Origin of the sequence: Hamadaea sp. (assembly GCF_013362815.1) — a bacterium.
Classification (GTDB): domain Bacteria; phylum Actinomycetota; class Actinomycetes; order Mycobacteriales; family Micromonosporaceae; genus Hamadaea.
In genome coordinates, this window is sequence record NZ_JABFVK010000006.1 from 1 (window position 1) to 25,468 (window position 25,468).

The 25,468-nt window shown below is 69.1% G+C and carries 27 protein-coding genes; 15 read left to right on the plus strand and 12 right to left on the minus strand.

All coding sequences use genetic code 11. The features are described 5' to 3' along the window. The first annotated feature begins 99 nt into the window (after positions 1-99). The gene (locus tag HOV77_RS02495; protein ID WP_290856943.1) at positions 100-1,515 is read left to right on the plus strand and encodes a GGDEF domain-containing protein; all 1,416 of its coding nucleotides are present in this window, start codon (positions 100-102) and stop codon (positions 1,513-1,515) included. A 10-nt stretch (positions 1,516-1,525) separates the two neighbouring features. On the opposite strand, the gene HOV77_RS02500 is transcribed toward HOV77_RS02495, so the two are convergent. Then, positions 1,526-2,089 (minus strand): M15 family metallopeptidase, encoded by a 564-nt coding sequence (locus tag HOV77_RS02500; RefSeq protein WP_290856945.1) that lies wholly within the window; start codon positions 2,087-2,089, stop codon positions 1,526-1,528. A gap of 87 nt (positions 2,090-2,176) precedes the next feature. Here HOV77_RS02500 and HOV77_RS02505 point away from each other — a divergent pair, with 87 nt between their 5' ends. Further along, entirely contained in the window at positions 2,177-2,869 is a 693-nt protein-coding gene (locus HOV77_RS02505; RefSeq protein WP_290856948.1) for a response regulator transcription factor, read from the plus strand. Beyond that, on the plus strand, positions 2,862-3,935 hold the full coding sequence (locus HOV77_RS02510; RefSeq protein WP_290856950.1) for a HAMP domain-containing sensor histidine kinase: 1,074 nt from the start codon (positions 2,862-2,864) through the stop codon (positions 3,933-3,935). The genes HOV77_RS02505 and HOV77_RS02510 overlap by 8 nt, the downstream gene beginning before the upstream one ends. A 14-nt stretch (positions 3,936-3,949) precedes the next feature. Here the strand turns inward: HOV77_RS02510 and vanX are convergent, their stop codons facing one another. From vanX to HOV77_RS02540, 6 genes are all read right to left on the minus strand, one after another. Further along, entirely contained in the window at positions 3,950-4,558 is a 609-nt protein-coding gene (vanX, locus tag HOV77_RS02515) for a D-Ala-D-Ala dipeptidase VanX (RefSeq protein ID WP_290856952.1), read from the minus strand. Beyond that, positions 4,555-5,592 (minus strand): D-alanine--(R)-lactate ligase, encoded by a 1,038-nt coding sequence (vanA, locus tag HOV77_RS02520; protein WP_290856955.1) that lies wholly within the window; start codon positions 5,590-5,592, stop codon positions 4,555-4,557. The genes vanX and vanA overlap by 4 nt, the downstream gene beginning before the upstream one ends. Before the next feature lies 1 nt (position 5,593). Then, positions 5,594-6,616, minus strand: coding sequence for an NAD(P)-dependent oxidoreductase (locus tag HOV77_RS02525; RefSeq protein WP_290856957.1), 1,023 nt, complete (start codon positions 6,614-6,616; stop codon positions 5,594-5,596). An 89-nt stretch (positions 6,617-6,705) separates the two neighbouring features. Further along, the gene (locus HOV77_RS02530; protein ID WP_290856959.1) at positions 6,706-7,758 is read right to left on the minus strand and encodes a Gfo/Idh/MocA family oxidoreductase; all 1,053 of its coding nucleotides are present in this window, start codon (positions 7,756-7,758) and stop codon (positions 6,706-6,708) included. Beyond that, positions 7,755-8,489, minus strand: a complete 735-nt coding sequence (locus HOV77_RS02535; RefSeq protein WP_290856961.1) for a sugar phosphate isomerase/epimerase — start codon at positions 8,487-8,489, stop codon at positions 7,755-7,757. Before HOV77_RS02535 ends, HOV77_RS02530 begins: the two co-directional genes overlap by 4 nt. After that, positions 8,486-9,595 carry a LacI family DNA-binding transcriptional regulator gene (locus HOV77_RS02540; RefSeq protein WP_290856963.1) on the minus strand — a complete coding sequence of 370 codons (1,110 nt, stop codon included), beginning with the start codon at positions 9,593-9,595 and terminating at the stop codon, positions 8,486-8,488. The genes HOV77_RS02535 and HOV77_RS02540 overlap by 4 nt, the downstream gene beginning before the upstream one ends. Positions 9,596-9,749: 154 nt before the next feature. Here HOV77_RS02540 and HOV77_RS02545 point away from each other — a divergent pair, with 154 nt between their 5' ends. From HOV77_RS02545 to HOV77_RS02575, 7 genes are read left to right on the plus strand one after another with little or no spacing between them, the layout of a single operon-like run. Continuing rightward, positions 9,750-11,342 carry an FAD-dependent oxidoreductase gene (locus HOV77_RS02545; RefSeq protein WP_290856965.1) on the plus strand — a complete coding sequence of 531 codons (1,593 nt, stop codon included), beginning with the start codon at positions 9,750-9,752 and terminating at the stop codon, positions 11,340-11,342. A gap of 40 nt (positions 11,343-11,382) precedes the next feature. After that, entirely contained in the window at positions 11,383-12,972 is a 1,590-nt protein-coding gene (locus HOV77_RS02550; protein ID WP_290856967.1) for a right-handed parallel beta-helix repeat-containing protein, read from the plus strand. Next, complete coding sequence (gene ngcE / locus HOV77_RS02555; protein WP_290856970.1) at positions 12,969-14,429, plus strand: N-acetylglucosamine/diacetylchitobiose ABC transporter substrate-binding protein; 1,461 nt, start codon at positions 12,969-12,971, stop codon at positions 14,427-14,429. The genes HOV77_RS02550 and ngcE overlap by 4 nt, the downstream gene beginning before the upstream one ends. 2 nt (positions 14,430-14,431) lie before the next feature. Next, positions 14,432-15,349: a sugar ABC transporter permease gene (locus HOV77_RS02560; protein WP_290856972.1), complete on the plus strand. Its 918-nt coding sequence runs from the start codon at positions 14,432-14,434 to the stop codon at positions 15,347-15,349. Between the two features lie 8 nt (positions 15,350-15,357). After that, positions 15,358-16,296 carry a carbohydrate ABC transporter permease gene (locus HOV77_RS02565; protein ID WP_290856976.1) on the plus strand — a complete coding sequence of 313 codons (939 nt, stop codon included), beginning with the start codon at positions 15,358-15,360 and terminating at the stop codon, positions 16,294-16,296. Positions 16,297-16,354: 58 nt separating this feature from the next. Then, positions 16,355-18,328 (plus strand): prolyl oligopeptidase family serine peptidase, encoded by a 1,974-nt coding sequence (locus HOV77_RS02570; RefSeq protein ID WP_290856979.1) that lies wholly within the window; start codon positions 16,355-16,357, stop codon positions 18,326-18,328. Between the two features lie 39 nt (positions 18,329-18,367). After that, on the plus strand, positions 18,368-19,051 hold the full coding sequence (locus HOV77_RS02575; protein ID WP_290856981.1) for an AAA family ATPase: 684 nt from the start codon (positions 18,368-18,370) through the stop codon (positions 19,049-19,051). On the opposite strand, the gene HOV77_RS02580 is transcribed toward HOV77_RS02575, so the two are convergent. After that, positions 19,044-19,727 carry a hypothetical protein gene (locus HOV77_RS02580; RefSeq protein ID WP_290856984.1) on the minus strand — a complete coding sequence of 228 codons (684 nt, stop codon included), beginning with the start codon at positions 19,725-19,727 and terminating at the stop codon, positions 19,044-19,046. The two genes, HOV77_RS02575 and HOV77_RS02580, sit on opposite strands and share 8 nt — an antisense overlap. 25 nt (positions 19,728-19,752) lie before the next feature. Continuing rightward, on the minus strand, positions 19,753-20,151 hold the full coding sequence (locus HOV77_RS02585) for a helix-turn-helix domain-containing protein (RefSeq protein WP_290856986.1): 399 nt from the start codon (positions 20,149-20,151) through the stop codon (positions 19,753-19,755). Positions 20,152-20,255: 104 nt separating this feature from the next. Here HOV77_RS02585 and HOV77_RS02590 point away from each other — a divergent pair, with 104 nt between their 5' ends. From HOV77_RS02590 to HOV77_RS02610, 5 genes are all read left to right on the plus strand, one after another. Continuing rightward, the gene (locus HOV77_RS02590; protein WP_290856988.1) at positions 20,256-21,182 is read left to right on the plus strand and encodes an NADP-dependent oxidoreductase; all 927 of its coding nucleotides are present in this window, start codon (positions 20,256-20,258) and stop codon (positions 21,180-21,182) included. A gap of 101 nt (positions 21,183-21,283) precedes the next feature. Further along, positions 21,284-21,460, plus strand: coding sequence for a hypothetical protein (locus HOV77_RS02595; RefSeq protein ID WP_290856990.1), 177 nt, complete (start codon positions 21,284-21,286; stop codon positions 21,458-21,460). Between the two features lie 53 nt (positions 21,461-21,513). After that, positions 21,514-21,783, plus strand: a complete 270-nt coding sequence (locus tag HOV77_RS02600; protein ID WP_290856992.1) for a hypothetical protein — start codon at positions 21,514-21,516, stop codon at positions 21,781-21,783. Continuing rightward, the gene (locus HOV77_RS02605) at positions 21,780-22,199 is read left to right on the plus strand and encodes a hypothetical protein (RefSeq protein WP_290856994.1); all 420 of its coding nucleotides are present in this window, start codon (positions 21,780-21,782) and stop codon (positions 22,197-22,199) included. The genes HOV77_RS02600 and HOV77_RS02605 overlap by 4 nt, the downstream gene beginning before the upstream one ends. A 40-nt stretch (positions 22,200-22,239) precedes the next feature. After that, a complete protein-coding gene (locus HOV77_RS02610) occupies positions 22,240-22,782 on the plus strand; it encodes a GNAT family N-acetyltransferase (protein ID WP_290856997.1) in 543 nt (180 codons plus the stop codon). A 157-nt stretch (positions 22,783-22,939) separates the two neighbouring features. Here the strand turns inward: HOV77_RS02610 and HOV77_RS02615 are convergent, their stop codons facing one another. From HOV77_RS02615 to HOV77_RS02625, 3 genes are all read right to left on the minus strand, one after another. Next, entirely contained in the window at positions 22,940-23,797 is an 858-nt protein-coding gene (locus tag HOV77_RS02615; RefSeq protein WP_290856999.1) for an ABC transporter permease subunit, read from the minus strand. 187 nt (positions 23,798-23,984) lie between these two features. After that, positions 23,985-24,572 carry a GNAT family N-acetyltransferase gene (locus HOV77_RS02620; RefSeq protein WP_290857001.1) on the minus strand — a complete coding sequence of 196 codons (588 nt, stop codon included), beginning with the start codon at positions 24,570-24,572 and terminating at the stop codon, positions 23,985-23,987. 21 nt (positions 24,573-24,593) lie between these two features. Continuing rightward, a complete protein-coding gene (locus HOV77_RS02625) occupies positions 24,594-25,439 on the minus strand; it encodes a dihydrodipicolinate synthase family protein (protein ID WP_290857005.1) in 846 nt (281 codons plus the stop codon). Between the last annotated feature and the right edge of the window lie 29 nt (positions 25,440-25,468).

A 25,468-nucleotide genomic window follows, 5' to 3' on the forward strand; every position in this document is an offset into this window, starting at 1 on the left:
GCCGGGGCAGAGGCGCGCCGCCGCCCGGGTTGGCGCGGCCGACACGGCATTGCGTGCCGAGGCGGGCGGAATCTAGCGAATTGACCCTAGGCTGGAGCTGTGCCCCAGGCGAACGGGAGGAATCACCGTCGGTGGCTGGCCGCCATCGTGGTGTTCGTCGCGCTGTGTGCCATGGCGGCCATGCCGCTGGTCTCGCATTCGACTCAGCGCGGCATATACCTCGCGTTCACCTGGCTCGCCCTGGTGTGCTCGTTCTACGGATTGCGGCACAGCCCGGCCAACCTGCGCGTCCAGTGGCGGTTGATCTTCGCGGCGATCCTGCTCGGTGCGGCCGGCAACACCTTGCACATCTGGCTGCCCAACCGGGGCCTGATCGACGCCGTCGCCAGTCTCCTGCTTCTCGCCGCCGCCGCGAGCTTGGTGGTCAAACGCGGGGGCAACGACTACAGCGGACTGATCGACGCCAGCCTTGCTGCGGTCTCCCTCGGCGGACTGTTCTGGGTGGTCGTCCTGCAACCACGGATCGCCAAGAACACCCTGACCTCGGCGCAGGCAGCGACCCTCGCCGTCATCATCCTGCTGCTGTGCGGCACCTGGGGCGCGCTGATCCGGCTGGTCGAGACCGACCGCCTGCGTACGCGGGCCCTGCGGCTGCTGCTCGTGGCGCTCACCTTCAACTTGGCGGGGTTCGTGCTGGCCGGATGGGGTGGCGACCCGGCTCGGATCGCTGCCGAGATGTCGTTCATGCTGGCTTACATCTCGTTGTCCGTGGTCGCGTTCGACCCGTCGATGCGCCGGCTCGGCCGACGCGGTCCACACCGGGACGATCGGCTGAGCTGGCCGCGCCTGGCGTTGCTGGGGATGGCGCTCAGCGTACCGGTGATCGTGAACGCGGTGCTGCTGGCGATCGGCAAGCCGGTCGACGCGACCGTCAGCATCCTCGTCGGCGTCGTGATCGTGCCGCTCGTCATGCTGCGTATCGGTCTGCTGGCCGCCAGCCGGGACCGGCTCGCCGCCGCCCTCGCCGTCGAGGCCGACCACGACCCGTTGACCGGCCTGCTCAACCGGCGCGCGTTCACCGAAGTCCTCGACCGCGAGCTCGCGTCCACCCGTGACTGCACCCTGATCTTCAGCGACCTCGACGGGTTCAAGCGGGTCAACGACCGGTTCGGGCACGCCGCCGGGGACCGGCTGCTCGTCGAGATCGCCGATCGGCTGCGGCGGAGCGTACGCGCCGACGACCCGGTCGGCCGCTTCGGCGGCGACGAGTTCCTGGCACTGCTCCGAGACTGTGGCGCCGACCGGGCCGGTGCTGCCGTGGAACGCGTACGCGCAGCCCTCGCCGAGCCTTTCGAGGAGTCCCTGGACGGCGTGAGCGTCGGTGCGAGCCTAGGCGCGGTCGTGAGCACAGCCGACACCCGGGACGGGACCGGAGTCGACGACTTGATCCGAGCCGCCGACGAGGCGATGTACGCCCAGAAGCAGATCGTGGCGATCGACGGCTCGTCCCGGTGACTCCCGTGGCTCAGTGCATACGCGGATCGTGCGTCGGGTCGGCGTACATCGCCGGGCAGCCGTTCTCGATCGCCTCCGGGCGCAGTTCGTAGTGCCACGGCTCGTTGCGATAGATCTGACACAGCCCGTACGCCGAACCGTGCTCGGACAGCCAGGTAGTGGCGGGGGCAGGCCCGAGGTCGACCGCCTTCCCGAGTACGTGCGCCGACTTCTCCGGCGTCGCGACCCAGCGGGCCGCCGCTTCGGCCGAGCCGTACTGCGCCACCGCCTCGCTGAGGAGCCGATCCTGGTAGGCGGGCGACCGCCAGCCGCTGTTGACGCGGAACTCGACGCCCTCGGCGCGTGCGTCCGCTGCCGCCCGGCGCAACGCCCCGAGCAGGTCGGGCTCGAGGTTCGCCACTCCGGGGTAGTCGTCGAACACCGTGGCGGTCTTGGGCAGCCCACCGTCCTCCTGGGCGGTGACGCCCTCGCTGAACGAGGGTGCGGAGGACGACGCCGATTGGTACGCGAGCGTGCCGGCGATCGCCGCGGTGACGACGACCAGGCCGACTCGGGCTGGGGTCTTTCGGTTCATGCCGGTCAGTCAAGGCCGCGGCGTGTTGTGAGCCCGTATGTGTTTTTCCGTATGCGGACGATATGTGCGGCCTCGTAGCATCGAGGGATGCGGGTGTTGATCGTGGAGGACGAGCCTTACATGGCCGAGGCCATCCGCGACGGGCTACGCCTGGAGGCGATCGCGGCCGACATCGCCGGGGACGGCCACACCGCGCTGGAACTGCTGAGCGTCAACGCGTACGACATCGTCGTCCTCGACCGCGACATTCCCGGGCCGTCGGGCGACGAGATCGCCAAAGGCATCGTCGCCTCCGGCAGCGGTACGCCGATCTTGATGCTCACCGCGGCCGACCGGCTCGACGACAAGGCCTCCGGGTTCGAACTGGGCGCCGACGATTACCTCACCAAACCCTTCGAGCTGCTCGAACTCGTACTGCGGCTGCGTGCCCTCGACCGCCGGCGCGCCCACAACCGCCCGCCCGTCCGGGAGCTGGCGGGGCTGCGACTGGACCCGTTCCGCCGGGAGGTCTACCGCGACGGGCGGTATGTCGCGTTGACTCGGAAGCAGTTCGCCGTGCTCGAAGTTCTCGTCGCGGCGGAAGGCGGCGTCGTCAGCGCGGAAGAGCTGCTGGAACGGGCCTGGGATGAGAACGCCGACCCTTTCACCAACGCCGTCCGCATCACCGTCTCGGCCCTGCGCAAACGCCTCGGGGAGCCGTGGGTGATCGCCACAGTGCCCGGGGTCGGCTACCGGATCGACGTCGCCGGCGGAGCCGGCGACGGAGAAGATCGTGGATAGAGCGCCGGGCGTCAGCGTACGCCTCAAACTCACCGTCAGTTACGCCGGATTCCTCATGGTGGCGGGCGCGCTGCTGATCGCCGTGGTGTGGGTGTTCCTGCTGCGCTACGTGCCCGACGTTTCCGGCCGCGGCATTCCCACGCCGACCCGCAGCGACTTGTGGCGCGCGTTCGCGCCGAAAGCCGCCGCCGCATTGGTCTTCCTGCTGTTCTTCGGCCTCGTCGGCGGATGGATTCTCGCGGGCAGCATGCTGGCGCCCCTCAACCGCATCACCGACGCCACCCGCCGGGCCGCCGGCGGTTCGCTCTCCCACCGGATACAGCTGGAGGGCCCGGAAGACGAGTTCCGGGAACTCGCCGACGCCTTCGACACCATGCTCGCCCGGTTGGAGGCCCAAGTCGCCGAGCAGCAGCGGTTCGCCGCCAACGCCTCGCACGAGCTGCGTACGCCGCTGGCCATCACGCAGATGCTGCTGGATGTGGCCGCCCGCAAGGAAACCGACCGGGACACCGGCGAACTCATCGATCGCCTGCACCACGTCAACACCCGGGCGATCGAGCTCACCGAAGCGCTGCTGCTCCTGAGCCGAGCCGACCAGCAGTCGTTCACCCGGGAACAGCTCGACCTCTCCCTCATCGCGGAAGAGGCCGCCGAGACCCTGCTTCCACTGGCAGAGAAGCGAGGCGTCACCATCGAGACCGCGGGCGTGGTCTCGCCCGCCCTGGGCTCCCACGCGCTGCTCTTGCAGCTGGCCACCAACCTGCTGCACAACGCCATCGTTCACAATCTCCCCGAACGCGGCTCCGTGTGGATCACGACCAGCGTCTACGGCAACGCCTCCGTGCTGACCGTCGAGAACACCGGCGAGCGGCTCAGCCCGCAGCTGGTGTCCACCCTCGCCGAGCCGTTCCGCCGGGGCACCGAGCGTATCCGGGGCGACCACGCGGGATTCGGCCTCGGCCTGGCGATCGTCCAGCGGATCACGCACGCCCATGACGGCGCGCTCACCCTCACGGCTCGGCCCGCCGGAGGCCTCCTCGTCACGGTGCGGCTGCCCCTCGGTTAGCTCTCGGTGCACGGTCAGCCGATGGGGAAGTCGAAGTAGGTGTCGGGAAAGGGTTCGTCCCGCAGCGTGTAGTGCCACCACTCGCTGTCGTAGCGGGTGAACCCGCACTTCTCCATGATGGAACAGAGCAGGCGGCGATTGCCTGCCTCGGCCACCGGGACGCCGGCCGCCCCGTGATGCGAGATCGGGTCCATCAGGTCGTGGTCGCCGCCCATCCGGGCCAGCTCGCCGGTGCTCAGGTGATAGAGCGTCAGGTCCACGGCGCTGCCGCGGCTGTGGCCCGATCGGGCGGCCACATATCCCTTCTCGATCATCTGCGAGCGGTCGATGTTCGGATAGTGCCGCCGTTTCGTCCGGCCGTTCTCCGAACGTGCCGACCAGCGCAGGAAGCACTCCACGGCACGCTGCGGCCGGTACGCGTCCCACAGCAGCAACCCGAAGCCGGCCGATCTCGCCTCCTGCTGCGCGTCGGCCAAGGCGTCGCACAACGCCCTCGTGCCGACGATCCGGTTCGCGACGTATCCGTCGACCGGCTTGCCGGTGAAGTTGTCCCAGGTGGCGTACTTCGCGTCCCAGCGAATGCCGGGCAGGAACTCGTCGACGAAGACGAACGCGGAGTTCATCGGCGGTCACCTGGCAACGCCAGGGCGACGATCCGGTCGATCACCTCGGTCAGCGGCATCCCGGCGGCCGCCATCATTCGCGGATAACGGCTGTAGGAGGTCATTCCGGGGAAGGTGTTGACCTCGTTGAGTACCACGGTCCCGTCGTCGGTGAGGAACAGGTCGACTCGGGCCAGTCCGCGACAGCCCAGCGCCCGGTAGAGGGCCTTGGCGGTCTCCGTCACGCGTACGCGTGATTCGGCCGGAATGTCGGCGGGGACGACGAAGGCCGAGTTCTCCGACCCGCTTTCCGGAGCGCTCTCCTGATGGATGCGGAAGAAGCCGTGCGAGAGGTCGATGCGATCGACCTCGCCGGTGATGAGTTCCGCACCGTTGCCGGCGACCGCGCAGCCGACCTCGTGACCGGCGACGGCCTGCTCGATCAGCACCTTCGAGTCGTACTGCCGGGCGGCCGCCAGCGCTTCCGGCAGGTCCGCGGGGTACGCGACCTTGCTGACGCCGAAGGAGGAACCGGAGCGGGCGGGTTTGACGAAGACGGGGTAGGTGAGCGAGTCGGCGTCGACGTCCTCGTCACGGGAAACGACCTGAAACTCCGGTGTCGCCACGCCCGCGCTCCGGGCGACGGCGTACGCCAGGGATTTGTCCATGCAGACGGCGGAGCTCTGGACGTCGCACCCGACGTAGGGAATTCCGGAGAGGTCCAGGAGTCCCTGCATCGCACCGTCCTCGCCGAACCGGCCGTGCAGCACGGGCAGCACGACGTCCAGCCGGACGGTCTCGTACCGTCCCTGTGCGAGGACAAGCAGGCCGTGGATGCTCGGATCGGGCGACAGCACTGCCGGACGGCCGTCGTCGCCGTCCCAGTCCGGGCTCGGCCCGTTGCATAGCCGCCACGCTCCGGTCTTCGTGATCCCGATCCAGAACGGCTCGTATCTGCCGTAGTCGAGGTTCGCCGCGATCTCCCGGGCGGACTTGACGGAGACCGGGTGTTCCTCGGACGCGCCGCCGAACAAGATTCCGAGCCTTGTCTTCACGCTAGCCACGGTGGTACCTGCTTTCGAAGTTCACGCAGTTCATCAGGGAGTTCTCGACGGCGTCCCGCAGCGCGTGGTCTGTGAAGTACGCCGTATGCGGGCTGACGAGCACGTTCGGCAGCTGTTGCAGCCGCAGCAGCGCTCGGTTCGGGACCGGCCGGTGGCGGAAGTCGGCGTAGAAGACGCCTTCTTCGCCTTCGAGGACGTCCAACGCCGCGCCGCCGAGCATGCCGTCTTCGAGCGCCGCCAGGAGCGCCTCGGTGTCGACGAGCCCGCCGCGTCCGGTGTTGACGAGAATCGCGCCGGGCCGCATCAGCCCGATGCGCCGCCGATCCAGCAGATGGCGGGTTTCGGCCGTCAGCGGAGTATGCAGAGTGACGATGTCGCTCTGCCGCACCAAGTCGTCGAGCGACACGTGGTCGGCGCCAGCCCGGGGATTCCGGTCGTGGGTCAGCACCCGGCTGCCGAATCCGGCCAGCCGGTCGATCACGGCACCGCCGATCCGGCCGGTTCCGACGACTCCGACGGTCAGGTCGCGCAGCTCCCGGCCGCGTACGTCGCCGAGCCGGTAGTCGTGCAGGCCGACTCGGCGGATCATGGCTTTGGCCTGGCGCAGCACCATCAGCGTCACCATCACCGTGTAGTCGGCCACGCTGTCCGGCGAATAGGCGATGCCCTCCACGGTCAGGCCGAGGCTCTCGGCGTACGCGACGTCGATGTGGTCCTGCCCGATGCTGCGCGTCGAGATGTACGCGACGCCGGCCAGGCGCAGAGCGCGAAGCGTGGCGTGGCCGACCGGGGTCTTATGGCCGACGCTGACGCACCGTCTGCCGGCCGCCGTGCCTACCGAATCTTCGGCGAGCGCCGCCTCGACGAGGGTCGGCGTGACTCCGAAGCGCGGCGCGAGCTCCCGGAACACCGCGGCTTCGTCGCGGTCGCAGCCGTAGATCGTGATGCCCACCGTCGGGACGGCCGGTGACCGGGTGCGACGGACCGCCGCGTGCGCTGGTTCGCGGTAGATCATGCACCCAGTCAAGGCGACGGCACGTTGTCAGCACGTATGCGCTTTTCGCGACACGGACGATATGTCCCGGCATACGCCGCCGAGGCGTCTCACAGCTCCCAAGTACGCGGCAACTCGCTGATCGCGCTCCGTTCAGCCGACTCCTGAATCGCCGTCATGACGTCCACGACGTGCGCCGCAAGTTCGCCGGAGGCTCGGTGGCGCTCGCCGGTGCGGATCGCGCGGGCGAGGTCGCAGACGCCGATGCCGCGTCCGTCGTCGGCCTGCGGCACAGGGACGTCCGTCCACTCCGGATCCCCAGCGCGCCGGATCTGGACCGGCCCGATGAACTTGTTGGGGTCCGGCGCGGCCAGCGTCGCTTCGGTGCCGGTGATCTCGAAGAAGCCCTGCCGGGACAGCGGCGAGTCGAAGCTGAACACGACGGTGGCGACTTGGCCGCCGGCGTACTCGAGGAGGGCCGTGACGTGGGTGTCCACCTCGACGGGAAAGGCCTGCCCGGCGCGCGGACCCTGCCCGATGACCCGCTCGGCGAATCCCTTGCACGCCAGAGCGGTGACCCGTCTGACCGATCCGAACATGACGGCCAGCGCGGTCAGGTAATAGGGCCCCATGTCGAACAACGGGCCGCCGCCCGGTCCGAACAGGAACTCCGGATCTGGGTGCCAGCGGTGCGGACCCGGCCCCTGCAGCAGGACGATCGCCGAGAGCGGCCGGCCGATCATTCCTTCGCTCACCACCCGCGCCGCCGTCTGAAGACCAGCGCCCAGGAACGTGTCGGGCGCGCCGCCCGTGAGCACTCCGGCGGCTTCCGCCTCCGCCAGCACCTCGGCGGCCTCGGCGGGCGTCGCGGCGAACGGCTTCTCGGTGTAGACGTGTTTGCCGGCCCGGATCGCCGCCAACGCAACCGGCGCGTGTGCGGACGGGATCGTGAGGTTGACCACCAGCTCGACCTCGGGATGGGCCAGCGCTGTCGCGAGATCGCCGTGGACCGGCACCGCGTGATCGAGCGCGACCTTCGCCGCCCGTTCGACGTCGAGGTCGGCGCAGGCGATGAGCCGGACTTCGGGCCGGGCGGCCAGGGTGGTGAGGTATTGGTGGCTGATCGTGCCGCATCCCACGACGGCGACGCCGACCGGCTTCACGGCAGCTCCTTGAGGTAGGCCAAGGACTCGGCGAGCGCGTCGAAGACGTCGCCGTCGCAGCGATCCAGCTCCACGATGCGAAGCGCCTTCGGGCTGGCCGCCAGGATCTCCGGGATGGCGAGGGTGCCCGACCCGACGGCGGTCATCGCGTCGTCGACCGTGGCCGGTCCGTCCTTGACGTGCAGCAGGCGTACGCGGTCACCCAGGTCACGTAAAAGCGCGGGCACGTCCGCACCGCCCACGGCCGCCCAATAGACGTCGACCTCCAGCGCCACCTCGGCCGGCAGCAGCGCGGCCAGCAACTCCAGACCGGCTTGGCCGCCCGGGTGGTTGGCCAGCTCCCAATGATGATTGTGGTATGCGAGCCGCAGTCCGAGAGCGGCGAGCGAGTCCGCCGCCTCGGCCAGCCGTTCCGCCGAGCGGGCCACCCCGGCGGCGGTCACGAAGTCGGCGTCGGGAATCGCCGGCACCACCACCGTATCCGCGCCGAGGACGTGGGCCGCCTCGGCGATTTGGGGACGCAACGGGCCCAAGGCGGGGCCATGGAGGGAGCTCACGGTCAAGCCGTGCTCGTCGAGCAGACGGCGAAAGCCGGGCGCGTCTCCGTTCACGAGCCCGAAGGTGGGCTCTACGAAGCCGTATCCCATTGCCGCCAAGCGCTCCAGCACGTCGTCCGGGCTGCCTTCCTGGAGGGCGGCTCGGACGGAATAAAGCTGTACGCCGATGGTCACTTGCCCGCCTTTCTGCGCGGCGGAGCCGCGACGGTCGTTCCCTCGGACAGCTCGCATTGGATACGAATCTGGTCCGGTTTCGATCCCGGCGCGTCGAGCCGGCGCAGCAGCGTGCGTACGGCCGTGGCGCCGATGAGCCGGCTCGGCGTATGCACGAGGGTCAACGCAGGGTCGGGCGAGAGCACGTTCTGCCGATCGCCGTGGTCGCCCAGCCCGACCAGGCTCAGATCGCCCGGGATACGCACGCCCGCGGCGAGCGCCACCTCGTAGATCCGGTGAATCACATAGGACGATTCCGCGATGACGGCCGTCGCCCCCGTCTCGCGGGCGAACCGTAGTACCTCGGTCTCGTCGGCGAGGCAAGTGGCGTCGGGCAGATCCGGATTGGGCTCGCCGAAGACCACCGTCTGCGCCCGGTCGCCCAGCCGATGCCGTCGTCGCGCCGCCTGGAACCCGGTACGCCGCTCCACCACCGTCTCGTGAGTACGCCTTCCGGCTACCAGCAGCATGGAGCGGTGTCCCAAGGCGTGCAGCCGATCGACGACCATCTGCGTGGCAGCGGCGTAATCGGCGGCGATCCACGAGACCTTCGGCCCGGCGGCGTCGCGCCGTCCGATCATCACGAAGGGATAGCCCTCCTCGGCCAGTCGCCGGATCTCGTCGCCGTCGATGCGGCCGCCGACGAGGATCGCCCCGTCGGCCAGCTCGAGCAGGTTGGCGTTGCGGTTGAAGATCGACCGCTCACCGGCGTCGTTACGCGCTCCGGTGAACAGCAGCAGGTTGTGCCCGGTCTGCTCCGCCTCCTCCTCTATACCGAGCAGGAACTCGTAGTAGAAGTCCCGGCTCTCCCACGGGAAGAGGCGTTGATAGGTGAACGCGCCGATGAGCCGGTTACGCCCACCGGCCAAGCTTTGGGCGGCCGCGTTGGGCACGTAGGCCAGGTCCTGGATGGCCTGCCAGACCCGGGCGCGGGTCTGCTCGCTGACCCGCAACGTGTCGGCCTTGTTGTTCACGACGGTCGAGACGATGGCGGTGGAGACGTTGGCCGCGCGGGCCACGTCCTGCTGGGTCACCCGCCGCCGGCCGACCCGTTGGCGCTCACTCATGCATGCCTGCCTGCTGTCGGGGGTCGCCGTGTCCATTCGGGAGACACGTCTGCATTGACAACGTCATGGGGTGAGCCTAGCATCCGCTAAAGCGCTTTAGCTAAGGGTCGAAGCGCTTTAGCAGCGAGCAGGGCCGAAGGCGGGAGGCTGACAGATGCAGATCGAAACGCCGATCCTGGTGGTGGGCGGCGGCACCGGTGGAGTCGCCGCAGCTCTCGCGGCCTTGCGCCTCGGACAGCGGGTGGTGCTCACCGAGGAGTCGTCGTGGCTCGGCGGCCAGCTCACGTCGCAGGCGGTGCCGCCGGACGAGAACCTCTGGATCGAGACCTTCGGTGGCACCAGCAGCTACCGCACGCTGCGCCGGGAGATCCGAGACTATTACCGGCGCTACTATCCGCTGAGCCGATCCGCTCGGGCGGAGGACGCCCTCAGTCCGGGCGCGGGCCGGGTCAGCCCGCTGTGCTTCGAACCCAAGGCGGCGCTCGCCGCGATCGACGGCCTGCTCGCGCCGTACGTGACCGGCGGCCGGCTCACAGTCCTCACCGGCACTCGACCACAGCACGTCACGACCGACGGTGACCGGATCACGTCCGTCACCTTCGCGTCTGAGGACCGGGACACGGTCACGGTCGTCGCCGATTACGTCCTGGACGCGACCGAACTCGGCGACCTGCTGGAACTGTCGGGTGCCGAATGGGTCACCGGAGCCGAAAGTCGGGCCACCACCGGTGAGCTGCACGCTCTCGAAGGGGAAGCGCAGCCGTTGGACCAGCAGGCCATCACGTGGTGTTTCGCCATGGATTACCGCGACGGCGAGAACTGGACCATCGACCGCCCGGCGAACTACGACTTCTGGCGGAGCTACACGCCCGAATTCTGGCCCGGACCACTGCTGTCGTGGACCGATGTCGTTCCGATCACCCTCGAGGCCAGAACTCAGCCGCTCGTCGCCGAAGCGGCGTCCCTCACCGGCGGTCACGCGATCGACCGCTGGACTTACCGGCGCATCCTGTCGGTACGCAGCCTGGAGCCGGGCTTCCTGACGAGCGACATCACTCTCGTGAACTGGCCGCAGAACGACTACTTCCTCGGCCCGCTGATCGGGGTCGACGCGGCTGAGAAGCAGCGGAACATCGACGCTTCCCAAGAATTGAGCCGGTCACTGCTCTACTGGATGCAGACCGAGGCACCCCGGCACGACGGCGGCACTGGCTATCCGGAGCTCCGGCTCCAGTGGTTCGCCCAGCGTCCGTACGTCCGGGAGGCCCGCCGCATCGCCGCCGAAGTCACCGTCGTCGAGGAGCATCTCGGCGTCGAAGCCCGGGCGGCGTCGGGCCGGCCGGCCGGTTCTGAGCTGTTCGAGGACTCCGTCGGCATCGGCTGCTACCGAATCGACCTGCATCCCAGCACCGGTTCGGGCACCCCACGCACCTATGTGGACATCGCGGTTCACCCCTTCCAGATTCCGCTGGGCGCGCTTCTTCCGGTACGCCTGGACAACCTCCTGCCGGCCGCGAAGAACATCGGCACCACCCACATCACCAACGGTTGCTATCGCACCCACCCGGTCGAATGGAACATCGGGGAAGCCGCCGGGGCTCTGGCGGCGTACTGCCTCACGACGGGGCAGCCACCACGCGCAGTACGCGGCAAGCCGGATCACCTCGCCGACTATCAGCGGGTGCTGACCGGACGCCTCGGTGTCGAGCTCGCCTGGCCGGACCGCGTACGCAAGAAGATCGTCTGACTCTCCGCTCCCTGAACTTCGACATTCCTGGAGTACGCCCATGCCGAAAAACGCCACCGTTTCCCGCCGGACGATGCTGCGGATGGCCGTCGTCCTACCGGCCCTCTATGGAGCCACCCGAGTAAGTGCCGCAGCCGCCGCGCCGGGCCAGGACGCCACCGTCGTCCGCGCCTCTCAGTTCGGCTTCGATCCGATCGACGCCACCGACGCCTTGACCGCCGCCCTGGACAGCGGCGCCGACGTGGTCGTCATCGACAACGTCGGGCAGGACTGGATCACGCGTCCATTGTGGATTCAGCGGGACGATCTCACCGTCATCCTCGCCGACGGCGTGGTGCTGCGGGGTCTGCCGGGTGGCTTCCCCGACACCCGGGACGGCCTCTGGCGCATCCACGGGCGGCACGACGTCAAGCTCGTCGGCTACGGCGCGACCTGCGTGATGAACAAGCCCGAGTACACCGGCGAGTGGCGGGCGATCGTCCGCATGGGCACCAGCGAGTCCGTCACCGTCGAGGGGATGACGCTGCGCGGAGCGCCCGGCGACGGCATCATCCTCGGCACCGGGTCGAAGGACGTCACGATCCGCAACGTCGTCTGCGACGACAACAAGCGCAACGCGATCAGCGTCATCGCCGCCGACGGACTGCTCATCGAGGGCTGTGCGCTGATCAACACCCAGGGCACCGCGCCGGAAGCCGGCATCGATTTCGAACCCGACACGCTGTCTCAGCCGATCCGCAACGTCGTCGTCCGCGACACGGTGTTCGCGGGCAACCGGAAGTACAGCTTCGAGATCAATCTGATGCGCTATCGGCCGGAGAGCACGCCCGCCTCCGTCCTGGTCGAGCGCTGCTACATGGGTCCCACCGGCGACGCGGTCGTGCACGTCCAGCCCGGCGCTCGCGGCCCGGCCGAGCAGGGCACGGTCGTGTTCCGCGACTGCGTCTTCGACGCCGGCGACTCGCCGGGCACCGTCAACATCTACGGACAGCGCGGCTACGACGGGTTGCGCACCACGTTCGAACGGGTCGCCTTCACCGCGCTCAGGGACACACCCCGCACGGATCCGTTCGTCAAGATCTGGTCCGGGCTGGTGACCGTCCTGCCCGAATACGGAAACGTCCAGTTCGACGACGCCGTGGTGCAGGGCAACCTCGCCGGGCCGTTCCTCGCGGGGGTCGAGGGAGCCGGTGACCCGACGTTGTGCAACGTCCAAGGCGATCTCTGGGCGGTCAGCCCGCAGGACCCGATCATCGACACCGCCGGCGTCACCAGGGACGTCGCGCTCGACATCCGCCCGCACACCGGCGCGGCCACGGTCGTGCTGTACGCCGACCGCCGGGTGGTACGCCCCGGCGACACCGCGACGGTAACGATCCGGCGACTGGGGGACGATCTTGCAGCGCCCCTAGTCGTAGGGTATGACCTCGACGGATCCGCCCGCCACCGGGTCGACTACGACGGCCTCAGCGGGACTGCGGTGATCGCTCCCGGCCAGCGCGAGGTGACCGTCCCCGTGCGGTTCCGGCCCACTGCGGCGGCACCGGCGGACCTGAACTTCATCCTGCGTCCGCTGCCGGGCACCACCGTCTCCGGCCGCGACGGCGTGACCGTCTCCCTCACCGCATGACCCGCCCGCACGAGACGAAAGGCAACGGACAGATGACCGACGACGCTCACCGACTGAACCGCCGATCCGTGCTGACGCTGGGCGCTGCCCTCGGCGCAGCCCTCACGACGAACGCCCTCGCCGGCTGCGCCACCTCCTCCGGCGGCGGAACCGGCACCGGCGCGGCCGGCAAACAGGCCGCCGTGACCGCAGAGAACCCGCTGGGCGTACCCGCTGACAAACCATTGGAGACCGTGATCTTCAAGGGCGGTTACGGCGACCAGTACGTGCTCGACGCCCACGCGGTCTACAAGCAGCGCTTCCCCAAGGCGGAGATCAAGCACACCGGTGGCCAGGACCTCGCCAAACAGCTGCAGCCGCGGTTCGTCTCGGGCGACGTGCCCGACCTGATCGACAACTCCGGCTCCGGGTCGCTGGCCTTCGCCCCGCTCGTGGACAACGGCCAGCTGATGGATCTCACCCAGCTCCTGGACGCCCCGGCGATCGACGGCGGCGGCAAGACCGTCCGCGACACGCTGCTGCCCGGGCTCGTCGAACAGGGCTCGTTCAAGGGCAAGCCGCACGTCCTCTACTACACCTACACGGTGCACGGCCTGTACTACAGCAAGTCGTTGTTCGCCGCGAAGGGCTGGACCTATCCGACGACGTGGGCCGAGATGCTCGACCTCTGCGCGGAGATCAAGGGGACGGGCATGTCGCCCTGGACCTACCAGGGCAAGACTCCCAGCTACATCCTCACCCCGCTGATCATGATGGCGATCAAGGCCGGTGGAGCGCCCGTCCGCAAGGCGCTGGACAGCCTGGCGCCGAACAGCTGGAAGCAGCCCGCGGTCCTGGCCGCCGCGCAAGCCTTGTATCAGCTGGCGGAGAAGGGCTACGTCATGCCCGGGACGTCCGGTCTGACGCATGTCCAGGCGCAGACCTATTGGGCCAAGGGCCGGGCGGCGTTCATCCCGTGCGGCTCGTGGCTGGAAAGCGAGCTGGGCGAGGTCACCCCGAAGGGCTTCGACATGGTGATCGCCTCCCCGCCGTCGCTGGACAAGAGCGACGCCCTGCCGCAGTCGGCCATTCGCGGCATGGGCAGCGAGGGCTACATCGTGCCGTCGGCGGCGAAGAACCCGTACGGCGGACTGGAGCTGCTGCGCATCCTGCTCTCACCGACCGCCTCGAAGAACTTCACCAAGCAGACGCAAACCCTCACCAGCCTCGCCGGATACACCCCGGAGCAGGCCGGCAGCGGGTTGCAGTCGATCCGCGACGCGCTCGCCGCGTCGGGCACCAACACCTTCTACTGGCGCTATGGCACCTGGTACGCCAAGCTCCAGCAGGAGGCGTCCGCAGCCACGAGCGCGTTGATGACCAAGGAGATCAACCCGGATCAGTGGGCCGAGCGCTGCCAGAAGATGGCCGACTCGTTGCGCGACGACCCGTCCGTGCCGAAGTACGAGGACGCCTGATCATGCGTGCGGGAAGTCGCGGCTTCATCGTCTCCGCCCTCGCGGTGCCGGTGATCCTCTACTGCGTGCTGGTCGTCTCGCCGTACGCCCAGTCGTTCTACATCTCCATGACCGACTGGAACGGCTTGTCACCGGAGCGGAACTTCGTCGGCCTCGCCAACTACACGCGGCTGGTGAAGGACGGCGTCTTCTGGACTTCGTTGTGGCACAACGTGATCGCCGTCGTCGTGATCCCGGTCGGGACGCTGACGCTCGGGCTGTTCTTCGCGACGATGATCCGGGTCGGGCGTTACCGCGCCCGCGGCGGCACGCTCAACGTACGCGGCGGCGCGTTCTACCGAGTCGCCTACTTCTTCCCGCACGTGCTCTCGATCGCCGTCATCGGCGTACTGTTCGCCAACGTCTACGACCCCACGCCGAGCGGGCTGCTCAACGGCCTGCTCGGCGTGGCCGGAATCGACCCGGTGAACTGGCTCGGCGACAAGTCGACGGCGTACGCCGCCATCCTCGCCGTCATCGTGTGGATGTCGGTCGGCTTCTACGTCGTGCTGTTCACCAGTTCGATGAGCGCGATCCCGGTGGAGCTGTTCGAGGCCGCCCGCCTCGACGGGGCCACCCGGTGGCAGACGTTCTGGCGGCTGACGCTGCCGCTGATCTGGGACACCGTCCAGGTGGCCGGGGTCTACCTCGGCATACACGCCCTGGACATGTTCGCCATCGTCAACGTCATGTCCGCCGCCGGCGGGTCGGGTGGTCCGGACAACGCCACCCAGGTCCTCGGCAACTACCTCTACCTCACTGCCTTCTCCGACAGCGAGTTCGGCTACGCCACCGCCGTAGGCGTCGCGCTGTTGCTGCTGACCCTGTTGTTCGCCTGGGTGTCGCTGCGGCTCACCCGGCGCGAACGCATCGAGTATTAGGAACCGCCATGAGCCTGAACGCACCCTCGGCGCCCGCCGTCGACGAGCGGAATCCCTTACCGCGGGACACTCCTGGCGACCTGAAGCGCCCCGCCGCCGGCCCGGCGAGCGACCGGACCCTCCGCGGCACGGTGCTGAACGTCTTCACCCACGGCATCCTGCTGACCTGGGCGGCGATGGTCGTGCTGCCACTGGCGTGGGCGGTGCTGTCCTCGTTCAAGACCAGCGACGAGGTGCTCGCCAATCCGTGGAGCCTGCCGGCCACCCCCCGGTGGGAGAACTTCGTGGAGGCGTGGACCACGGCCGAGATCGGCCGCTACTTCGTCAACACTGCCGTCGTGGTGACGCTCGGCTCGGCGTTGACGCTGAGCATGGGAGCCCTCGTCGCGTACGTCATCGCCCGCTACTCGTTCCGTGGCAACCGCGCCGTCTACTACTTGTTCGTTCTGGGGATGACGTTTCCGACGTTCCTGGCGATCGTCCCGCTCTTCTTCATCGCCCGCGGGCTCGGCCTGGCCGACTCGCTGATCGGGCTCGCGATCATCTACTCCGTCTACAGCCTGCCGTTCGCGGTGTTCTTCCTGACCGCGTACTTCCGCACCCTGCCCGCCGCGCTGGCCGAGGCCGCCTTCATCGACGGCTGCGGCCACTGGGGGACCTTCCTGCGGATCATGCTCCCGGTCGCCCGGCCGGGGCTGGTCAGCGTCGGCATCTTCGTCGTCCTCGGCCAGTGGAACCAATACCTGCTGCCGTTGATCCTGCAGTCCAGTCCGGACAACTACGTGCTCACGCAGGGCCTGGCCAACCTGGCGGTCAGCCAGGGCTACGCCGGGAACTGGAGCGCGCTGTTCGCCGGTCTCACCATCTCGATCCTGCCCGTCCTCGTCGTCTACCTGAGCTTCCAGCGCCAGATCCAGGCCGGCATGGTCGCCGGCGCGCTCAAGTGAACCGCCTCTTCCGTGTGATGTGCCCACACCCTTTCGAGTCGTGATGGAGGAACCACCTATGGCTGACGCCGAGACGGCGCCAGGGTTCAGCGCGTTCCTCGACGGAATGTGGGATCCGTCGCTCCAGGTCCAGCACAACGTCTATCGCCGGACGAGACAGCGGCTTGCGGCCGGACGCGCGGCCAACGACCAGCTGCTCACCCCGGACGACGTGCTACGGCGGCAGCGGGAGCTCCGCCGGCTGGCCCTGGACGCGCTGGGCGGGGACCTGCCGGGCGACCGGCGGGTCCCCACCGCCCGGCCCGTGGGCTCGGTGTGGGGCGACGGATACCGCGTCGACAAGCTGCTCGTCGACGTGGGCTCCCGAGTCCTCATCCCCGCCAACCTCTACCTGCCCGAGCCGCTCAGCACCCCGGCCGGCGCGGTGCTGTTCCTCTGTGGACATGCCGGCACCGGCAAAGCCGCGCCGCGCTACCAGGCGATGTGCGCCCGGCTCGCCCGCGCCGGCCTGGTCACGCTGACCTTCGACACGATCGGGCAGGGCGAGCGGAAGAGCTATCTCGACTCCGACGGCCGCGAGATCATCCCGGCCAACGTGCCAGAGCATTCGCACGCGGGTGTGCAGTGCTGGTGGGCCGGAGACTCCATCGCGCGCTATTTCGTCTCCGACGCCCGGCGGATGCTCGACTACCTCGCCGCGCGCCCGGAGGTCGACCCCGACCGCATCGGTGTCGCCGGCAACAGCGGCGGCGGCACGCTCACCACCTGGCTCATGCTGACCGAACCACGGCTCGCGGCCGCCGCACCGAGTTGCTTCATCAGCTCCCGGGAGCACTACCAGCGTTCCGGGCAGGCTCAGGATCCGGAACAGATCATCCCCGGCGGCGTACTCCACGGCATCGATCACGAAGACTTCCTGATCGCGATGGCGCCGAAGCCGACGTTGGTGATGTCGGCCAACTACGACTTCTTCCCCATCGAAGGAGCAGTCCGGACGGTGGCCCGCGCCCAGCGGATCTTCGACCTCCTGAGCGCGCCACCGGACACCCTCCGGCACGTACGCGGCGATCACGACCACGGCCTGCACCCCCACCTGGCCACCGCGGCGGTGCGCTTCTTCGCCCGCCACCTCGGTGGGCGGGCGGTGTTTCCGGAGACCGAGCCGTCGCTGCTCAGCACCGCCGATCTGCGCTGTACGCGTACCGGTCAGGTCGCCTGGGACGCGCCCGACAGCCCGGTGGTCTTCGACCTCAACCGCGAACGGCTGGCCCGGGCCGAACCCGGCGAGGGCCTGGCCTGGTTGCGGGAACGCGAACGGTTCGGCCGGGAACCCGGTCCGGAGTTCTATCCACGTTGGTGGCCCGACCGCAGGCCGGGCGTACGCAAGGCGTTCTGGTGGCCGGAGCACGACATCGTCAACGCCGCCGTCGTCTTCGACCCGGCCGGCCCGGCCGACGGCGTCGACATCCTCGTGCTCGACCGCGGCACGGACGACCTCCCCGCGTACCAGGCCGCCTGCGAACGGGCGGCCGCGGCCGGACGGCACGTCGTCGTGCTGGACGTGCGGGCGACCGGTTCGTTGCGAGCGCACCGGATCAACGAATTCGGCTTCGAGGCCACCTACGGCACGACGTTCAAGCTGGTGTCCGACCTGATCAGCCTGGGCGACAGTCTCGGCGCGGCCCGCGTACACGACGTGCTGCGAGCAGTGGAGTTCGTGCGCTCCGAGCCGAGCCTCGGCGGGCCCCGGATACCCGTCCGGCTCGTGGGCACCGGTCATGGCGCGTACTTGTGCCAGCTCGCGGCGGCGCTGGAGCCCCGGGTCGAGCAGCTGATTTGTCTCACGCCACCGCTCGATCCCGTGGCGGTCGTCAACACCCGCTTCTACGGGCCGGAGCGCGATCACCAGTGCCTCATCCCCGGCCTGGCCAAGAACTGCCTGCAGCAGGATCTCGACAAAGCGCTCGGCGACCGTCGCTCCCCCGCCGACAGCTGGTTCACCCCCGCTGCGCTTCCCGTCACGCCGCCGTAGCGTGAAGGGACGATTCGGCCGGACGACGGGGAGCAAGACATGCACCGAGGAAGCCGCACCGAGTTGCTCAGCCGCCTGACCGAGGCGATCACCACCGTCCGAGCCGCCCACCCTACGCGGGTCGCCGTCGACGGACCGCCCGCGGCGGGCAAGACCACCCTCGCCGACGAGCTGGCGGCGATCCTCCGCGAACAGGGTCGCGAGGTCATCCGCGCGACGATCGACGACTTCCTCTTTCCTCGCGTGCGGCGCTATCCGCGCGGCGAGTTCTCGGCCGAGGGCTGTTACTTCGACGCCCACGACTACCAAGCGCTGCACCGGGTTCTGCTCGATCCGCTCGGCCCGGGCGGCGATCGACGGTTCCGAACCGCGGTCTACGACCACGCCGAAGACGCAGTGGTCGCACCGCCGGTGCAGACGGCCGCCGCCGATGCCGTGCTGCTCTTCGACGGCGTCTTCCTCTTGCGCCCAGAGCTGATCGACCGGTGGGACGTACGCGTCTTCGTGTCCACGACACTCGACAAGACCGTGGAACGAGCGTTGATCCGCGAGCGCTTGGCGTCGTCGCGCACCGCGATCGAGCGGCGCTGGCGCGAGCGGTACATCCCCGCTCAACAGCTCTACTCCGCCACCGCCCACCCCACCCGGTACGCCGACTTCGTCGTCCACAACGACGAGCCGCACCGTCCGGGCTGGGAGACCGCAGAACACGAGGTCAGCTGAGCAGCCGCGTGAGCTCCGCTTCGGTGCCGATCACGGCTCGGGCGGCCGGATGCTCCACGTAGTACCGAATGGAGTTCGCCAGGAACGTGCGGTCGACGTCGACGGACAGCGGGATGTCGTGCCGGACGTAGCGCACGGGGCCGGCCGCGTACAGCCAAAGGGTGCGGGACTTCGGCGCGGGCGGCAGCGGACCGCCGGGCGGCAGCAGGGCCCAGGCGATCAACGATCGGCTGCGGAACCGCTGGATCAGTACGCCGTCCGGGCTCAGCTCCACCGAGGGGCGGGGCAGGAACGGCAACAGGATCGCGAACGCCAGGGCCGCACCGGCCATCACCAAGGCGACGAGGCGCAGGCCGGAACCCGCCGACACCATCCCGCCGGCGATGAAGACGACGAGGACGGACCACTGGCCGAGCAAGACCGGACTCGAGGGGGCGACGAATCTGCCGTCGCGGGAACTGAATGTCGAAGGTGGACGGTACTTGCGCACCATCAGGTAGTAGCCACCGAGAGGCACCGCCGCGGTCACCACCGCTCCGGCCGCGTACAGGAGAAAGCCGGCCGCGATCTGGAGATCAAGGGTGAGCGGCTGCCACCAGAACGTCAGGAGGAGCCGCGTGGCGAGCGTCAACAGGCAGAAGCCGAAGACGGCGAAGCGAAGCCCGAGGCGCGACATCCCCGAAGTTTAGGTGGCGGAAGAGTCAGCCTTCACCGTCGTACGCAGCCCGAGCCGCCAGGACTTCATCCATATGGGTCTCGGCCCAGATCTTGACCGCGCGCACCACCGGCATCAGGCTCTCCCCCAAGGCGGTCAGCTCGTAATCGACCCGGACCGGAACGCTCGCGGTGACCGTGCGGATGAGCAGACCGTCTCGTTCGAGCGACCTGAGGCTCTGGGTCAGCATCTTCTGGCTCACCCCCGCGATCTGCCGGGCCAGGTCACTGTACCGCAGCGGACCGTCGGCGAGCGCGGCGAGGATCAGGCAGACCCATTTGTCGCTGAGCGAGTCCAGTAGCTGCCGGGTCGGGCACAGCGCAAGGAACGCGTTGTACTCGAATTTCGCCTGCTCACGGCGTCGCGACGCGGTCGTCGTCGGCATCGGGCTCACCTTCCGGTCGGCTACGCACTCCCAGGTGCCTTCTTTCTGAAGGAGAGTACCTCTCCTACGGTTGGTTGCAACATCACCACGAAGGAGAACTCGCAATGCGCGCAGTCACCGTCACCGGCCCGCAGGGCTTCGACTCGATCGACATCGCCGACCTGCCCATGCCCACTCCCGGCCCGGGGCAGCTGCGGGTCCGCGTACGGGCCAACGCCGTCCATCCCGCCGATCTGGCCGCGGCGAACGGCGCGTTCGCGCACCTCACGCCCCCGGGCGAGCGCCGCGTCCTCGGCTGGGACCTCGCCGGCACCGTCGACGCCGTCGGCTCGGGCGTCCAGCGGTTCCAGCCCGGAGACGAGGTCGTCGGGCTCACGTTCTGGCTCGCCGCCGGGGCAGGCGTACAGGCCGAATACGCGCTGCTCGACGAGTCGGCCACCGCGCTCGCACCGGCCGGCGTCGATCCCATTCTCGCCGCCACGGTGCCGCTCAACGCGCTGACCGCGGCCTACGCGCTCGATCTGGCCGATCTTCCGGCGGGCGCGACGCTCGCGGTGGTCGGCGCGGCCGGTGCGGTCGGTGGGTTCGCCGTCCAGCTCGCGACCGCGCGAGGGTTGCGCGTCGTCGGGGTCGCGACCGCTCAAGACGAGCAACTTGTACGCGATCAAGGCGCGGTCTGGTTCGTCGACCGGTCGGAGCCGCTCGCGGCCCGGATTCGCGCCCTGATCGGCGACGGCGTCGACGGGCTCTACGATCCCGCGTTGGCCGGAGCGGCAGCGCTTGCCGCAGTACGCGACGGCGGCGTCTACGTGAACGGCTACCCGGTCGCTCCCGAGCCGGAGCGTGGCATCCGAACCGAAGGCGTCCAGGTCGCGGCGGACGGCGTACGCCTGGCCGAGTTGGTCGGCCTCGTCGAGCAGAACCGGTTGCGGCTGCGGGTGGCGGAGACCTATCCGCTCGCCGAGGCGGCGACCGCGTACAAGCGGCTGGCCGCCGGTGGCGTACGCGGCGGCATCGTCCTGGCCGGCTGAGGCCGTCTCCCTGTCGGCGGTTTCGGTGCCCTTCCTGTCGGCGGTTTCGGTGCCGATCAAGCCGGGTAGCTGCCCCGGGACTGCCGACAGGGGAGGTCATCATGCGACCGGACGCGGTCCCACCCGACGACGAGTTCACCGAGCAGACGCCGGAGGAGTTCGCCGAGGAGCCCGAGCGCCCCTTCGAACGCAAGCTACGCGAAGATCACGAACGTGAGCAGGCCGAGGACCTGAGCCACTCGGGTTCCGGTAGCCCGGCAACCGAGCCGCCGGATTAGCCGAGGGCGGGCCGGCCTTGCCCTATTAGCTCACCGCTGCCAGAATATTAGCCATGGGAAAGAAGACGATCAAGAGCTTCACCCTCGACAACGACGTGGTCGAGTACCTCGAGCAGACTTCGAACGCTTCCAGCGAGGTCAACACGATCCTGCGTAGGCACATCCTGAACCTGAAGGCAGAGCAGGTTGCCGGTCGGCAGGTCTCCGAAGCCGAACGGGCGTCTGCCCGCCAGTGGGCACGCGAGCAGCTGACCAACGCTCGCCAAGCCGTTGACGACGGGGCATACGACGAGATCCGCCGGCAGATGGGCTGGACCGCATGACCGAGGGCACCGTTCAGCTCATCCTGGACGCCTCGGCGCTCACGGCTTACGGCCGGAACCCTGCCGTCGGCGAACTGCTGACCGAGATCGAGTCGGAAGCAGCCCTCGTGGTCTTCTCGACCGGAAGCCTCGCCCAGGCCGCGGCCGAGGACGCCGACCGCGCGCTGCTGGAGCTCCTCCTGCAACGCGACAGCTGCGAGTCCATCAGCCCCATGATCGAGTGGGAAGCGTTCGGGGACTTCCTCCGCCGGCTCGGCCACCGGCGCGACGCCCACGACGCTTTCCTCGTGTTCTTGGCATTCCTGCACCGGGCGTACATCCTGACCGGCGATCCCGATCGGTACACGGTCATCCACAAGGCGGTGCAGTGCATTCCCCTTCAGCGGCCCTGGAGCGACGGCGACGAACTTCAGTGATGCCGCGTGCGCGGTCGAGTGGCCGCGTACCTTCGGAAGAGTGGCGGACGACGACGTCAAGATCACCCCGATGGGCCTGGAGCACCTGCGCCAGGTACGCGACCTCGGCCGCCAGGTGTACGACGTCACCGTCAAGCCCTACACCTCGTGGTCGCTGACCTCGATCGCGGAACACCTCGACACCGCTGAGGGAGCCTGCTGGGTGGCTCTCGTCGACGATCGGGTCGTCGGCTTCGTCCTCGGATCGATGACCTTCGAGTTACGCGACGACTGGGCGTACCTGGAGTGGATCGCCGTCGCGCCGGATCAGCAGGGCCGGGGCATTGCCCGGCGGCTGGTCGAGATCTGCTGCAACGCACTGTTCGCCGCCGGGGCCAACCGGGTCGTGACCGACGTCGAGGACTCCAATCACGCCTCCGCGGCGCTGATGGAGAGCAGCGGATTCGCCCCGGCCACCACCGTGACCCTCTATACCCGGGCCAACCCGGAGACCGCCGGTATGCCCACCGGCACCGCGCCCCCGGCCGGGAGCCGCCGGGCGCTGATCCGCTCGGGCCGCCTCGTCGGCGACAAGCGCCCCTGAGTACGCCCCGCGCCGGCCCGCTCACGCCGAGCGCAAGATCGTCGGCTTCCGACGATCAGTGCACGAAGGGCCCACGAATGTCGGCTTCCGACGATCAAGGAAGCGCGAACCGCCAAGAATGTCGGAACCCGACGATCAAGGAGCGAGCGAGGCAAGATCAAGGAGCGAGCGAGGCAGCGAGCGCGGCGCGGCGAGAGCGCTGCCGAACGGGGTCGGCGACCGGAGCCGCAGCCAGCAGCCGCCGGGTGTACGGGTCGGAAGGCGTACGCAGCACCACCGAGGTGGGCCCCGTCTCGACGATCCGCCCACGGTGCATGACGGCCACCCGGTCGGCCAGCATCGTCGCGTACACGATGATCGTCGCGGCCAGATTGGGCAGCACCTGGCGGCGGAGCACGTGTCCGGAGCCCGCGCCGAGCGAGACGGACGCGACGACGAAGGTGCGCTGTTTGAGGGCGAGCGTCTGACCGCGGACCACGCGGGCGATACCCGGCCAGCCGAAGAGCCCGATCACCCCGACGACGAGGAGTTGCTTCGGGAAGCGCACGGGTGCGATCGCGCCGAGGGCGATCATCAGGATCAGCGTCGGGAAGCCGAACAGCACGTCGATCGCGCGTCCGACGATCCGGTCGTACCAGCCGCCGAAGAACCCGGCGGTGACTCCGACCAGTGCGCCGAGGAAGACCGACACCATGGTCGCCGCCAGCCCGACGAGGATCGACGTACGCGCACCGTAGACGGTGATGGCGAACAGGTCCCGTCCGGTCAGCGGCTCGACGCCGAACCAGTGCGCCGAGCCGATCCCGCCGCCGAAGCCGACCGGCACCCCGGAGTCGTCCAAGGCGTCCAGGTGATACGTGTACGGGTCCTGCCCGGACAATCCGGCCAGCAGCGGCGCGGCCAGGGCGATCAGCAGCAACGCGGCGACCGTGACGCCACCCGCGACAGCCCAGCGGTCGGTGGTGATCCGCCGCCAACGGGCTCTGCGCTCGGGAAGTACGGCGACGGCGGTCATCTCTTTCCTTCCGACGGACAGGGACGACTATTCGTCCATTTGCGACAGATCACCAGGGCGGCCCGGAGATCGTATGAAGATCACGGACGGCTTGCCTATGGCTGCGCGCACAAAGAGACCCACAACACACATCGGTTTAGTAGGGGATATATCTCCACTAATCCTATCGGCGCACTATGGTATCGGTCTAGACGCCGGTCGCGGGATCGTCGCGCAGCCGCGAGTGCACGTGCATGTCGTGCCAACCGTCCGCGTGGCGGCCCGCTCCCCGCAGTACGCCTTCGGCCAGGAACCCGAGTTTCGCCGCCACTCGGCAGGACGCCTCGTTGCGTACCGAATGCGTGAGCTGCAACCGATGCAGGCCCAGCTCGCCGAGACTCCAGTCGACCATCGCTTCGGTCGCGGTGACCGCCGCACCTCGACCGCGCGCTTCCGGCCGGACCCAGTACGACACGTGGGCGTGCCCCTCGAAGAGGTCCACCTGCCGCAGCCCGGCCTGGCCGAGCGCCACGTCGTCCGGGCCGGTGATCGCCCAGCTCGCCGCCCGTTCGGCCGCCCAGTAGCGGGGCCAGCCCCCGATCCAGTCGAGCGCCTCCCCGGTGGACATCGTGCGTACGTGCCAGTGCTGGATGTCCGGATCGGCGAAGGCGGCCACCACAGCGTCTACATCAGACTCTCGCCACGGCCGCAGCACCAGGTTCCCGGTACGCAGCACCGGCTGAGCCTGATTCCGCATGGCCCCTTCGGGCACGGCGGCAGTCGCAAGCAGTGGCACACGCCCATCATGCCGCAGCAGTCAGGCTCGGGTGACGGCCGCCTCGGCCGCGCAGGCCGCCGCGCACGCAACCGACGATGCCGGGACGAGCGGAAGGCGTACCCGTGGCGAAACGATGCGGCCTCGCGCGTGCAGCACGGCCTTGATCACCGTGGGGCTGGGCTCGGCGAACAGCGCGGCGGACAGGCGCGCGAGCCGGTGGCCGAGTGCGGGCCGCCAGTCGGCGAGAAGGTCGGCGAACGACCGGGTGGCCAGATGCGCGCTGGCCAGGATGCCGCCGTGCGCACCGAGCGCGAGCAGCGGCGAGATGAACTGGTCGTCGCCGCCGAGGACCGTGACCCCCGGATCGGCCATGAACTCCATCGTGGTCGCGTCGATGCCACCGGCCGCGTACTTGAAGCCCACGACGGTGGGAATCGCGGCGAGATCGCGCAAAGCGGCAGCCGACAACGCCTGCCCCGTGCGGTATGGAATGTGGTAGATCACCAGCGGAACCGGGCTGAGCGCCGCGAGCCGTTCGAGGTACGCGACGACGCCCGCCTCGCCCGGCCGGACGAACGGCGGGACCAAGGTGAGCGCGGCGACCGCTTCTGGACGGTCGGCCAGGGCGCGCAGTTCGTCCGGGGAGTTCGCGCCGACGATCATCTCCTTGCCCGACTCCCGGCACACCGCGCTCAAGGTGTCGAGCACCTGCTGCTTCTCGGACGCGCTCAACGCGGACGGTTCGGCGGTCGTGCCGAGCGCGACCAGGCCGGTCGCACCGTCGTCGATGACCTGGGTCGCCAGCTTCTGCAAGCCGCTCAGGTCTACCGCGGCGTCGTGGTCGAAGGGAGTGATCATGGGGACGAACAGGCCACTCAACGTCATGATCCCAGCGTCGCTGCGTTGACTCGGAA